This window comes from Streptomyces sp. SudanB52_2052 (genome assembly GCF_964272415.1).
GTDB classification, from domain to species: domain Bacteria; phylum Actinomycetota; class Actinomycetes; order Streptomycetales; family Streptomycetaceae; genus Streptomyces; species Streptomyces olindensis.
Map to the genome: position 1 here is coordinate 3714433 of NZ_OZ186796.1, position 13051 is coordinate 3727483.

Here is a 13051-nt window from a genome sequence, read left to right on the forward strand (position 1 = left end):
GAAGCGCAGGCCCCCGGACTCCCGTCAGACCTCTTCGACGCTGCTCGGCTCACGCCGGGACAGGTCGATGCCGAGCTCCTCCGCAGCGCGGAAGACGTCCTCGTCGGTGTCACGCATCTCGATGGACATACCGTCGCTGGACAGCACCTCCACGTTCAGGCAGAGAGACTGCATCTCCTTGATGAGCACCTTGAAGGACTCGGGGATGCCGGGCTCGGGGATGTTCTCGCCCTTGACGATGGCCTCGTAGACCTTCACGCGGCCGGTGACGTCGTCGGACTTGATGGTCAGCAGCTCCTGGAGGGCGTAGGCGGCGCCGTACGCCTCCAGCGCCCACACCTCCATCTCACCGAAGCGCTGGCCACCGAACTGGGCCTTACCACCCAGCGGCTGCTGGGTGATCATGGAGTACGGACCGGTCGAGCGGGCGTGCAGCTTGTCGTCGACCAGGTGGTGCAGCTTGAGGATGTACATGTACCCGACCGAGATCGGGTCCGGGAACGGCTCGCCGGAGCGGCCGTCGAACAGCCGGGCCTTGCCGGACGGGAGCACCATGCGCTCGCCGTCGCGGTTCGGGATGGTGTGGTTCAGCAGACCGGCCAGCTCGTCCTCACGGGCACCGTCGAAGACCGGCGTCGCGACGTTGGTCCGCGGCGGGACCTGGTCGGCGTCGATCGCCTGCAGACGCTGCGCCCAGTCCTCCGCCAGGCCGGAGACGTCCCAGCCCTGGCTGGCGAGCCAGCCGAGGTGGATCTCCAGGACCTGTCCCGGGTTCATTCGGGACGGCACACCCAGCGGGTTGAGGATGATGTCGACCGGGGTGCCGTCCTCCAGGAACGGCATGTCCTCGATCGGCAGGATCTTCGAGATGACGCCCTTGTTGCCGTGGCGGCCGGCGAGCTTGTCACCGTCGGTGATCTTGCGCTTCTGCGCGACGTAGACGCGCACCAGCTGGTTCACACCGGGGGGAAGCTCGTCGCCCTCCTCGCGGTCGAAGACGCGGACGCCGATGACCTTGCCGGTCTCGCCGTGCGGCACCTTCAGCGAGGTGTCACGGACCTCACGGGCCTTCTCACCGAAGATCGCGCGCAGCAGGCGCTCCTCGGGGGTCAGCTCGGTCTCACCCTTCGGGGTCACCTTGCCGACGAGGATGTCGCCGGCGATGACCTCGGCACCGATACGGATGATGCCGCGCTCGTCGAGGTCGGCGAGGACCTCCTCGGAGACGTTCGGGATGTCCCGGGTGATCTCCTCGGGGCCGAGCTTGGTGTCACGGGCGTCGACCTCGTGCTCCTCGATGTGGATCGAGGAGAGGACGTCGTCCTGCACGAGGCGCTGCGACAGGATGATCGCGTCCTCGTAGTTGTGACCCTCCCACGGCATGAACGCCACGAGCAGGTTCTTGCCCAGCGCCATCTCGCCGTTCTGGGTGGCCGGACCGTCGGCCAGGACCTGGCCCTCGATGATCCGGTCGCCCTCGTTGACGATGACCTTCTGGTTGACCGAGGTGCCCTGGTTGGAGCGGGCGAACTTGGCCAGGCGGTACGTGATGTACGTGCCGTCGTCGTTGGCGGTGGTGATGTAGTCCGCGGAGACCTCCTGGACCACACCGGGCTTCTCGGCCTTGACCACGTCGCCGGCGTCGACCGCGGAGCGGTACTCCATGCCGGTGCCGACGAGCGGGGACTCGGACTTAATCAGCGGCACGGCCTGACGCATCATGTTCGCGCCCATGAGGGCACGGTTGGCGTCGTCGTGCTCCAGGAAGGGGATCATGGCGGTCGCGACCGACACCATCTGGCGCGGCGAGACGTCCATGTAGTCCACGTCCTCGGGGCCGACGTAGTCGACCTCGCCGCCCTTGCGGCGGACGAGCACGCGGGCCTCGGCGAAGCGGAGGTCGTCCGTCAGCGGCGCGTTGGCCTGCGCGATGACGAAGCGGTCCTCCTCGTCGGCCGTGAGGTAGTCGACCTGGTCGGTGACCTGGCCCTCGAACACCTTGCGATACGGGGTCTCGACGAAACCGAACGCGTTCACGCGGCCGTAGGTGGCGAGCGAGCCGATCAGACCGATGTTCGGGCCTTCGGGGGTCTCGATCGGGCACATGCGGCCGTAGTGCGAGGGGTGCACGTCACGGACCTCGAAGCCGGCCCGCTCACGGGACAGACCACCCGGGCCGAGCGCGGACAGACGCCGCTTGTGCGTCAGACCCGACAGCGGGTTGTTCTGGTCCATGAACTGCGACAGCTGGCTGGTGCCGAAGAACTCCTTGATGGAGGCGACGACCGGCCGGATGTTGATCAGGGTCTGCGGCGTGATCGCCTCGACGTCCTGGGTCGTCATCCGCTCGCGGACGACACGCTCCATACGCGCCAGACCCGTACGGACCTGGTTCTGGATGAGCTCGCCGACGCTGCGCAGGCGGCGGTTGCCGAAGTGGTCGATGTCGTCGGTCTCGACGACCACGGAGGTGCCGTTGTCACCGACCGTCTCGGTCTCGCCGGCGTGCAGCTTCACCAGGTACTTGATCGTCGCGATGATGTCCTCGACGGTCAGGATCCCGGCGTCCAGCGGGGTGTCCGTGCCCAGCTTCTTGTTGACCTTGTAGCGGCCGACCTTGGCCAGGTCGTAGCGCTTGGGGTTGAAGTACAGGTTCTCCAGCAGCGTCTGCGCGGCCTCACGCGTGGGGGGCTCGCCCGGGCGCAGCTTGCGGTAGATGTCGAGCAGCGCGTCGTCCTGGCCCTGGGTGTGGTCCTTCTCCAGGGTGGCGCGCATGGACTCGTACTCGCCGAACTCCTCGAGGATCTGCTCGGTGGTCCAGCCGAGCGCCTTGAGCAGGACGGTGACGGACTGCTTGCGCTTGCGGTCGATGCGCACACCGACCATGTCGCGCTTGTCGATCTCCATCTCCAGCCAGGCACCCCGGGACGGGATGATCTTGGCGGAGAAGATGTCCTTGTCGGACGTCTTGTCGATGGAGGAGTCGAAGTAGACACCGGGGGAACGGACCAGCTGCGACACCACGACACGCTCGGTGCCGTTGATGACGAAGGTGCCCTTGTTGGTCATGAGCGGGAAGTCGCCCATGAAGACCGTCTGGGACTTGATCTCGCCGGTCTCGTTGTTGGTGAACTCGGCCGTGACGAAGAGCGGGGCCGCGTACGTGAAGTCGCGCTCCTTGCACTCGTCGATCGAGTTCTTCGGCGGCTCGAAGCGGTGGTCCCGGAACGTCAGCGACATCGACCCGCTGAAGTCCTCGATCGGGGAGATCTCCTCGAAGATCTCCTCGAGCCCGGACTTGGTGGGGACGTCCTGACCGTTCTCCAGAGCCTCCTCGACCCGACTCTGCCAGGCCGTGTTGCCGAGCAGCCAGTCGAAGCTCTCGGTCTGCAGCGCGAGCAGGTTGGGAACCTCGAGAGGCTCCTTGATCTTTGCAAAAGAGATGCGCAGCGGGGCGGTGCTGGCGCCGTTGTTCGTATTCGCGGTCGAGGCGTTGCGCGAGGCGGCCAAGAGGGGGTCCTTCCGAGGGCTCGGACTCACTACGCGCGTACCGGCCCCTCTCCCGTACACGGAGACAAGCTGGGCCGACGGGGCCGAAAGGCCTGGTCGGACGTGGTCTTGTCTCGATGCTCGGGCGAGGGCAGACCCCTGGTGACGGGCAGGGGACAGCTAACAGGCAGCGCAAAGGGTCAGTGTAGCCACTCGGCACACTGATGTCCAGTCCGGGTTGTCAGACCCGTGTTGACCCTCGTTGTTCCGCTCCTGCGACAAGGCCCTGCCCTCAACGCACGTTGATACTGCCCTCTTCGTCGCCGATCCATGCCTCGGATTCGGATCGTTGTGACGACGCGTCCTGAGAATTGCGCGCTGCGTGCGGTTCGTCAAGGCCCCCCTGCCCGAACCGGGGCCGTCCCAGAGACACGACGAAGATCACCATACCCCCCGCCACCGGGGGTGCAAGGCAACCGTGGCCGGACCCCTGAAACGCCGAAGAGCGACCACCCGGATGGATGATCGCTCCTCGGCGCTTACGCGTTACACGTCCAGGGGGACGTGTCGTGGATCCTGGCGGATCCGGGAGGTCTTACTTGACCTCGACGGAGGCACCGGCGCCCTCGAGGGCCTCCTTCGCCTTGTCGGCGGCCTCCTTGTTGACCTTCTCCAGAACCGGCTTCGGCGCACCGTCGACCAGGTCCTTGGCCTCCTTCAGGCCCAGGGAGGTGAGCTCGCGCACGACCTTGATGACCTGGATCTTCTTGTCACCGGCGCCGGAGAGGATGACGTCGAACTCGTCCTTCTCCTCCGGGGCCTCGGCGCCGGCGGCGGCACCGGCACCACCGGCGACGACGACCGGGGCGGCCGCGGCGGCGGTGACGTCGAACTTCTCCTCGAACGCCTTCACGAACTCGGAGAGCTCGATGAGGGTCATCTCCTCGAACTGCGCGAGCAGGTCTTCCTGGCTGAGCTTCGCCATGATTGGCGGTCCTTCCACTAAATCGGCAGGTGCCGGATGTACATGTGAGGCGGGCGTACGTGTGGCCCGCTACGGTCGCCGCGTTCAGGCAGCGGCGGCCGGGATGCGAGCCGAGTTACTCGGCACCGCCCTGCTCGTCCTGCTTGGCACGGAGCGCGTCCACGGTGCGGACGAGCTTCGACGGCAGCGCCTGGAAGACGGAGGCAGCCTGGGACTGCTTCGCCTTGAAGGCACCGGCCAGCTTGGAGAGCAGAACCTCGCGGGACTCGAGGTCCGCAAGCTTCTTGATCTCATCGGCGGACAACGCCTTGCCGTCAAGGACGCCGCCCTTGATGACCAGGTTGGGGTTGTCCTTGGCGAAGTCACGGAGACCCTTCGCCGCCTCGACCGGGTCACCGGTCACGAAGGCGACGGCCGACGAACCGGTGAAGAGGTCGTCGATCGTGGTGATCCCGGCCTCGTTGGCCGCAATCTTGGTCAGCGTGTTCTTCGCCACACGGTACTGAGCGTTCTCACCGAGTGAACGGCGCAGCTGCTGGAGCTGAGCCACGGTGAGACCGGTGTACGCGGTAACGACGGCGCCGTTGGAGTTGCGGAACTTGTCCCGCATCTCCTCGACGGCATCGACCTTGTCAGGCCTCGCCATGAGCCTCGGCCTCCTTCCGGGTGATTCGGACCGCGCGGACCCGAAGGAGGACTGGGGAAAACGAAACGCCCCGGCGCAAGCGCACGGGGCGTAGCTCGACCGGTTTCACGCACGCACGGGGGCGGCGGACTCCGGGAGCTTCTCCTGTGTCACCTGCGCGGGCCGTCCGCCGTTTCAGCGGATCCTTCGGCCACCGCGCCCTCGTCCGAGCGCGCGGTAACGACCAGCGGTCTTTGGCTTCTGTAGGAGGGTACGGGAACGAATCGCTGTCAAGCAAATCCGCCCGTACGACGGATCGGAGGGACCGGACGGATCAGCTCGCCTCGAGGTCCTTGAACAGGTCGGCGAGGTCGGCGACGTCCTTGGCGGGCGGCGCCTTGATCTCCACCGGCTTGTTGTAGTCGAGGAAGGTGATGGTCATGTCGAGCGGGCCCTTGTCGGCGTCGCCCTTCATCCGGAACTGCTTGGTGCGGTCGTCACCGTCGACCCACATGTCCATCGTGAGCTTGTCGATGCCCATCTTCTCGTACTGCTTGACGCTCTTTTCGCGCCGCTCGCGGGTCTCCGCGTCCTCCTTCTTCAGGGAGGCGCGCAGGTCGGCGAGGGTGACCGTGCCGGTGTAGTGGGTCGTCTCGACGCCGTCGACCTTCTCGGAGCCGACCTTCTTCACGTCCTTGGCGCCCGTGAGGAAGGTGGACTCCGCCGCCGGGTTCTGCTCGGCCTGGCTGGTGGAGCCCAGCTGGTCCAGCTCCTTGCCGGCGTCGGAGCCGGACAGGTCGAACTTCATCCAGGTCTTGCCGTCCATCTCCTTGGCCATCTCGGCTCCCCCACCGATGTACATGGCCTTGTCGACGAGACGGATCTCGGTCTCACCGGCGGTGGCCGCCTGGCCGGACGCCGAGACCTTCATGCTCATGGCGATCGTGGGCTTCAGGCGCATGGACGCCTCGCCCTCGACCTTGCCGGACTCCGGCGCCGTACCGCTCATGCGGTAGTGGAGGGACGTGATGTCCTCCGTGTTCTTGGCCGCCTTGGCGACGGCGGCCGCGGGCGTCATCTCCGGAGACTGCTCGGATCCGCAGCCGACGGCACCGGCGGCGAGAATCAGAGCGCCCAGGCCGGCGGCAGGTATGGATGTCTTTCTCATTGATTCCCCCCAAGGAATACATGCTTGCTGCACAGCAAGGCGGCGAGCCTATACCAGAGGGGCACAAGTGATCTATCCGCATTCTCGGGGAGGTCAGGGCGTACCGGTCCGCTTCCGCATCAGGTCCTCGAAGTCCCCGGTGTCGGACAGTGGAGGCCGCTCGGCCCGGACCCGCACGCCGTAGTCGCCGTAGTGGGCGGTCTGGGTCATCGGGCCCGTCGCCATCCGGGCCTTCTCCACCTTCTTGACGAGCAGGTTCCGCTTGTCGATCCAGATGTCGACGGTCTCGGTGGTGACACCGGCCTCGGTGAGCTGCTTCCGCAGGGCGGTGTCGGTGACGTCCGCCGCCTCGACGGTGCCGGACCAGTGCGTGGCGGGCCGGCCGCGCACGGTCTCCTCGCCGACCTTCCGGACGTCCTCGGAGGCCAGCAGGAGCTTCAGGGTCTGGTTGGGCGTGCTGGAGCGCATTCGGTCGCCGAGGTGGGTCCCGGAGCCGCCGGCCAGGGCCCCCAGGTCGTCGTAGGCGTACCTGATCCAGTTCTTGCCGCCGGTCTGCTCGGCGAACTTCTCGCCCATGCGCGCGTAGTAGGCGTCGGGCAGGTAGCGGGCCTCCATCGAGGTGCTGCCGAGCCGCCGCATGGTGTCGGCGACGGTGCCGCCGGTGTACGTGATGGTCAGGGTGCCGGTGATGCCGTCGCCCCAGCCGAGGGTGCCGTCGGCGGTCATGGACATCAGGGAGCCCATGGTGGTCGTGGACTCGACCCGGGCGGAGCCGGCCCGCTCGGTGGCGCGCTCGGCGGAGCGCAGGGCGGTCTGGGAGCTGCCGCGCGGGGCGCGGGTGTCCTCGCCGGGGCGGTCGGCGGGGTCCGGGGAGGTGCAGGCGGCCGACCCCGCCAGCGCGGTCACCAGCGCGAGCACCAGACCCGCTCGGCGCACGGTCGTGCCCTGCATACGTCCCCCCGTTCCCATCCGGTTCCCGCACGTTAACCCAGGCCGCGGACGCGCGTACCCGGAAAAGGGAACGGGCCCCGCACCTGTGAGAGGTGCGGGGCCCGTGACCGGTTGGGTGAGCCTGAAGGCTCAGACCGCGGCCGGGTCCTCCTCGACGAGGAGGTTGCGGGTGCGGTTCGGGTCGACCGGAATGCCGGGGCCCATCGTGGTGGTGATGGCGGCCTTCTTGATGTAGCGACCCTTGGCGGCGGACGGCTTCAGACGGAGGATCTCCTCCAGCGCGGCGCCGTAGTTCTCCACCAGCTTGCTGTCGTCGAAGGACACCTTGCCGATGATGAAGTGCAGGTTCGCGTGCTTGTCGACACGGAACTCGATCTTGCCGCCCTTGATCTCGGTGACGGCCTTGGCGACGTCGGGGGTGACGGTGCCGGTCTTCGGGTTCGGCATCAGACCACGCGGACCGAGCACGCGGCCGAGGCGGCCGACCTTGCCCATGAGGTCCGGGGTGGCGACGACGGCGTCGAAGTCCAGACGACCCTTCGACACCTCGTCGATCAGCTCGTCGGCGCCGACGATGTCGGCGCCCGCGGCACGCGCGGCCTCGGCACGGTCGCCGGTCGCGAAGACCAGGACCCGGGCGGTCTTACCGGTGCCGTGCGGGAGGTTCACGGTGCCACGGACCATCTGGTCGGCCTTGCGCGGGTCGACACCCAGACGGAAGGCGACCTCGACGGTGCCGTCGAACTTGGTCGTGGAGGTGTCCTTGGCGAGACGGACGGCCTCGAGCGGGGCGTAGAGCTTCTCCCGGTCGACCTTGGCGTCCGCAGCGCGAAGGGACTTGCTGCGCTTGCTCACTACTGCTCCTGTGGATTCTTAGGAGTCGTGGTCCGGGCCGAGCAGGCCCTGCCACTTCTGCTGATGGAGGTTGGGGCTCAGCCCTCGACCGTGACGCCCATGGAACGGGCGGTGCCGGCGATGATCTTCTCGGCGGCGTCCAGGTCGTTGGCGTTGAGGTCGGGCATCTTCGTGGTGGCGATCTCGCGGACCTGGTCACGCGTGATCTTCGCGACCTTGGTCTTGTGCGGCTCGCCGGAGCCCTTCTCGATGCCCGCGGCCTTCAGGATCATCTTGGCGGCCGGCGGGGTCTTGGTGATGAAGGTGAAGGAACGGTCCTCGTAGACCGTGATCTCCACCGGGATGACCCAGCCACGCTGCGACTCGGTCGCGGCGTTGTAGGCCTTGCAGAACTCCATGATGTTCACGCCGTGCTGACCCAGCGCGGGGCCGACCGGCGGGGCCGGGTTGGCGGCACCGGCCTGGATCTGGAGCTTGATGAGCCCCGTGACCTTCTTCTTCTTGGGAGGCATAGCTCTCCGGGTCCTTTCGATTCGGGTCCTGCCAGCGCCCGGGGACCACCCGGATGCAGGCATACCGCACAACGATAACGGGTATAGATGCGCGGCCAAAAACCGAGCAGGTCAGACAAGCGCCGGAGCGTTCGCCTGACCTGCGCGGAAGCGGTGAGTCCGGAAGAGGACTAGTTCTTCTGGATCTGGTCGAAGGAGAGCTCGACCGGCGTCTCGCGGCCGAAGATCTCCACGAGGCCCTTGACCTTCTTCGAGTCGGGGTTGATCTCGTTGATGGTCGCCTGCAGCGTGGCGAACGGGCCGTCGGTGACGGTGACCGAGTCGCCGACCTCGAAGTCCAGCACCTGGACCTCGACCTTGCGCTGCGGAGCGGGCTTGCCCTCGGCCTCGGCGGCCTCACGGGCGGCCTTCTCCTCGGCCTCCGGGGCGAGCATCTTGACGATCTCGTCCAGGGTCAGCGGGTACGGGTCGTAGGCGTTGCCCACGAAGCCGGTGACGCCGGGGGTGTTGCGGACGACACCCCAGGACTCGTTCGTCAGGTCCATGCGGACCAGGACGTAGCCCGGGAGCTTGTTCTGCTTGATCGTCTTGCGGTCGCCGTTCTTGATCTGGACGACCTCTTCCTGCGGCACCTCGGCCTGGAAGATGTAGTCCTCGACGTTCAGCGAGACGGCGCGCTGCTCCAGGTTGGTCTTCACGCGGTTCTCGTAGCCGGCGTAGGTGTGGATGACGTACCACTCGCCGGGCAGGACCCGCAGTTCCTCGCGGAGCTTCTCGATCGGGTCCCGGTCGTCCTCGGGCTCTTCCTCGGCCTCGTCCGCGACCTCTTCGGTCTCGGTCTCCGCCTCGGCGGCGTCGTCGTCCGCGACGGCGTCGGCAGCCTCGACCTCGGCGGAGGTCTCGGTGTCCTCGCTGTCCGCGCCCTCGACGATGTCGAGCTCGTCCTCGACGGACTCGACCGGCTCGATGGCGTCGTTCACGTTCGGGTCAGACACGGTGGCTGCTTCTTCCTGGATACATGGGGGTGGAACATGCGAAAGGAGCGCCGGGTACCTCGGCGCTCTTCGCTGGCGACTCAGCCGAACACGTACTTGGCGGCGTTGCTGAGCCCATAGTCAATCACGGTGACCAGGCCGATCATGATGACGACGAAGATGATCACCACGGTCGTGTACGTCGTGAGCTGGTTGCGGGTCGGCCAGACGACCTTGCGCAGCTCCGCGACGATCTGGCGGTAGAAGAGGGCAAGCCGCTTCAGCGGGCCCTTCTTGCCGCGCTTGCCGCCCTTGCGGGTCTTCTTGGACTCCGGCGCCTCATCCTGGGCATCAGGCATGTCGATGGAGCCCACGGCGTCCGTCACTCGTCCTCACCTGATTCCGGGTCGTGGCCGTGCCGCGCCCGGTCTGAGCCGCACGGCGGTGCATTGCTGTACGTACATGCGCACACATCCTGGCGAAGGTGTGTGTAGCAGGGCCGGAGGGACTTGAACCCCCAACCGCTGGTTTTGGAGACCAGTGCTCTACCAATTGAGCTACGACCCTTTGTGTGTCCCCCAACGTACCGCATCCGTCCGGATGCTTGGTGTGCACCGAACGGGCGCGGCCTGCGGGAGGCCAACGAGGTGAGAGTGTACGTGGTCCACGGCCGGTCGTCGAACAGAAAGGACCGCGGGAGGGGCTCGTTGGCGGAAGATCGCCTGGGGAGAGGGCGTCCGCTGTGGGGATATCGACTGAAGATCGCCCTGGCCGCAGGGGCGATCCGGACTGTTGTTCAGGGGTTTGCCCGGCGTTGTTCAGTCTGTGAAACCCCCGTGCCGCCCACGTTTCCTGTCTGAAACGATGGGGCCCATGAGCGCTGCAACCCCTCCCACCGAGCGCCGGGTCTCCGCCCGAGTCGGCGCGATCTCCGAGTCCGCCACCCTCGCCGTGGACGCCAAGGCCAAGGCCCTCAAGGCCGCCGGGCGGCCGGTGATCGGCTTCGGCGCCGGTGAGCCCGACTTCCCGACCCCGGACTACATCGTCGAGGCCGCGATCGAGGCCTGCAAGAACCCGAAGTTCCACCGCTACACGCCGGCCGGTGGCCTGCCCGAGCTGAAGGCCGCGATCGCCGCGAAGACGCTGCGCGACTCGGGCTACGAGGTCGACGCCTCGCAGATCCTTGTCACCAACGGCGGCAAGCAGGCCATCTACGAGGCCTTCGCCGCGATCCTCGACCCGGGCGACGAGGTCATCGTGCCCGCGCCGTACTGGACGACGTACCCGGAGTCGATCCGGCTGGCCGGGGGTGTCCCGGTGGAGGTCGTCGCCGACGAGACGACCGGCTACCGGGTGACCGTCGAGCAGTTGGAGGCGGCCCGTACGGAGAAGACGAAGGTCGTGCTCTTCGTCTCGCCGTCGAACCCGACCGGCGCGGTCTACAGCGAGCAGGAGACCGAGGAGATCGGCCGCTGGGCCGTCGAGCACGGCCTGTGGGTGCTGACCGACGAGATCTACGAGCACCTCGTCTACGGCGACGCCTCCGCGGTGTCGCTGCCGGCGGTGCTGCCCGAGCTGCGCGACAAGTGCGTCGTGGTCAACGGTGTCGCGAAGACGTACGCGATGACCGGCTGGCGGGTGGGGTGGATCATCGGCCCGAAGGACGTGGTCAAGGCCGCGACGAACCTGCAGTCGCACGCCACGTCGAACGTGTCGAACGTCGCGCAGGCGGCCGCGCTGGCCGCCGTCTCCGGCGACCTGGACGCCGTCGCGAAGATGCGTGAGGCCTTCGACCGGCGCCGCAAGACCATCGTGCGGATGCTGAACGAGATCGACGGCGTGGTCTGCCCGGAGCCGGAGGGCGCGTTCTACGCGTACCCGTCGGTGAAGGCGCTGGTCGGCAAGGAGATCCGGGGCAGGCGGCCCCAGGACACGGTCGAGCTGGCCGCGCTGATCCTGGAGGAGGCCGAGGTCGCGGTGGTGCCGGGTGAGGCGTTCGGTACGCCGGGGTACCTGCGGCTGTCGTACGCGCTGGGTGACGAGGACCTCGTCGAGGGCGTGAGCCGGATCCAGAAGCTGCTGGCGGAGGCGCGGGACTGACGTCCACTTCGCCGGCCCCCGGCCCTGGGGCACATACCGAATTCGGTATGTGCCCCATTTGTTTGTGCGAGCAGGACCAGGAATGTGTGCGAGCAAGACCACTAAAGGGGAAACCGCTACCGGGACGGCTGAGGCGTACGGCAGGATCCTGGGATGGAGCGTGTACGTGATGTCTCTGAGCTGCCGAAAGCCCATCTGCACCTGCACTTCACCGGTTCGATGCGGCCCTCGACCGTGCTGGAACTCGCCGACAAGTACGGCGTGCGACTGCCCGACGCGCTGACGGACGCGCTGGTCGGCGGTGAGCCGCCGAGACTGCGGGCGACGGACGAGCGGGGCTGGTTCCGCTTTCAGCGGCTCTACGACGCGGCGCGCTCGTGCCTGCGGGAGCCGGAGGACATCCAGCGGCTGGTGCGGGAGGCCGCGGAGGAGGACCTGCGGGACGGGTCGGGGTGGCTGGAGATCCAGGTCGACCCGACGTCGTACGCGCCTCGGCTGGGGGGTCTGATCCCGGCGCTGGAGGTCATCCTGGACGCGGTGGAGACGACGTCGCGGGAGACGGGGCTCGGGATGCGGGTCCTGGTCGCGGCGAACCGGATGAAGCATCCGCTGGACGCGCGGACGCTGGCGCGACTGGCGGTGCGGTACGCGGACCGGGGCGTTGTCGGCTTCGGCCTGTCGAACGACGAGCGGCGGGGCATGGCGCGGGACTTCGACCGGGCGTTCGGCATCGCGCGGGAGGCCGGGCTGCTGTCGGCGCCGCACGGGGGTGAGCTGGCCGGGCCGTCGTCGGTGCGGGACTGTCTGGACGACCTGGGTGCGAACCGGGTGGGACACGGGGTCCGGGCGGCGGAGGATCCGCGGTTGCTGAAGCGGCTGGCGGACCGGCAGGTGACGTGCGAGGTGTGTCCGGCGTCGAACGTGGCGCTGGGGGTGTACGAGAAGCCGGAGGACGTGCCGCTGCGGACGCTGTTCGAGGCGGGGGTGCCGTTGGCGCTGGGCGCGGACGATCCGCTGCTGTTCGGGTCGCGGCTGGCCGCGCAGTACGAGATCGCGCGGTTGCATCACGGGTTCACGGACGCGGAGCTGGCGGAGCTGGCGCGGCAGTCGATCCGGGGGTCGGCGGCGCCGGAGGGGGTGAAGGAGGAGTTGCTGGCGGGGGTGGATGACTGGCTGGTGTCGTAGTGCTGCGGCGGCCTGTGCGGGTGCGGTGGGGGTGCGCGCCTTCGCCTTCCCGCCGGGTGGTGGGTCGGGGCCGCGCCGGGGGGTCTCCGTCCTCGGAACGGCGCGATCGACTTGCGTGCCGACTGACTCCCCGTTGACGCGCCAACCGCTGCGGGCGGGGCGCCCGTCCCGCCTAGCTGCGGGCGATCGTGCCGCTGAGGGCGGCAC

Annotated in this window: 11 protein-coding genes and 1 tRNA gene; 2 read left to right on the plus strand and 10 right to left on the minus strand. The window is 67.8% G+C overall.

The window, feature by feature from the left end:
- Window positions 1–24 precede the first annotated feature (24 nt).
- The 10 genes from rpoB to ACSUPV_RS16365 all read right to left on the minus strand — a co-directional run bounded on the left by rpoB (window position 25) and on the right by ACSUPV_RS16365 (window position 10126).
- The gene (rpoB, locus tag ACSUPV_RS16320) at window positions 25–3510 is read right to left on the minus strand and encodes a DNA-directed RNA polymerase subunit beta (RefSeq protein WP_031118798.1); all 3486 of its coding nucleotides are present in this window, start codon (window positions 3508–3510) and stop codon (window positions 25–27) included.
- Window positions 3511–4084: 574 nt separating this feature from the next.
- The gene (rplL, locus tag ACSUPV_RS16325; protein ID WP_031118799.1) at window positions 4085–4474 is read right to left on the minus strand and encodes a 50S ribosomal protein L7/L12; all 390 of its coding nucleotides are present in this window, start codon (window positions 4472–4474) and stop codon (window positions 4085–4087) included.
- 115 nt (window positions 4475–4589) lie between these two features.
- Window positions 4590–5120: a 50S ribosomal protein L10 gene (gene rplJ / locus ACSUPV_RS16330; RefSeq protein WP_031118800.1), complete on the minus strand. Its 531-nt coding sequence runs from the start codon at window positions 5118–5120 to the stop codon at window positions 4590–4592.
- Between the two features lie 313 nt (window positions 5121–5433).
- Entirely contained in the window at window positions 5434–6267 is an 834-nt protein-coding gene (locus tag ACSUPV_RS16335; RefSeq protein WP_031118801.1) for a hypothetical protein, read from the minus strand.
- 93 nt (window positions 6268–6360) lie between these two features.
- The gene (locus ACSUPV_RS16340) at window positions 6361–7218 is read right to left on the minus strand and encodes a hypothetical protein (RefSeq protein ID WP_436947731.1); all 858 of its coding nucleotides are present in this window, start codon (window positions 7216–7218) and stop codon (window positions 6361–6363) included.
- A 129-nt stretch (window positions 7219–7347) separates the two neighbouring features.
- Window positions 7348–8073 (minus strand): 50S ribosomal protein L1, encoded by a 726-nt coding sequence (gene rplA, locus ACSUPV_RS16345; RefSeq protein WP_037763649.1) that lies wholly within the window; start codon window positions 8071–8073, stop codon window positions 7348–7350.
- A 77-nt stretch (window positions 8074–8150) separates the two neighbouring features.
- Entirely contained in the window at window positions 8151–8585 is a 435-nt protein-coding gene (gene rplK, locus ACSUPV_RS16350) for a 50S ribosomal protein L11 (RefSeq protein WP_003992325.1), read from the minus strand.
- Window positions 8586–8755: 170 nt separating this feature from the next.
- Window positions 8756–9580 (minus strand): transcription termination/antitermination protein NusG, encoded by an 825-nt coding sequence (nusG, locus tag ACSUPV_RS16355; RefSeq protein WP_031118804.1) that lies wholly within the window; start codon window positions 9578–9580, stop codon window positions 8756–8758.
- An 80-nt stretch (window positions 9581–9660) separates the two neighbouring features.
- A complete protein-coding gene (gene secE, locus ACSUPV_RS16360; RefSeq protein WP_030839741.1) occupies window positions 9661–9945 on the minus strand; it encodes a preprotein translocase subunit SecE in 285 nt (94 codons plus the stop codon).
- A gap of 108 nt (window positions 9946–10053) precedes the next feature.
- Window positions 10054–10126: transfer RNA gene (locus tag ACSUPV_RS16365), tRNA-Trp, on the minus strand.
- 306 nt (window positions 10127–10432) lie between these two features.
- On the opposite strand from ACSUPV_RS16365, the gene ACSUPV_RS16370 reads away from it, so the two are divergent.
- A complete protein-coding gene (locus tag ACSUPV_RS16370) occupies window positions 10433–11659 on the plus strand; it encodes a pyridoxal phosphate-dependent aminotransferase (protein WP_037763641.1) in 1227 nt (408 codons plus the stop codon).
- 153 nt (window positions 11660–11812) lie between these two features.
- Complete coding sequence (locus ACSUPV_RS16375) at window positions 11813–12844, plus strand: adenosine deaminase (protein ID WP_359784841.1); 1032 nt, start codon at window positions 11813–11815, stop codon at window positions 12842–12844.
- The last annotated feature ends 207 nt before the right edge of the window (window positions 12845–13051 follow it).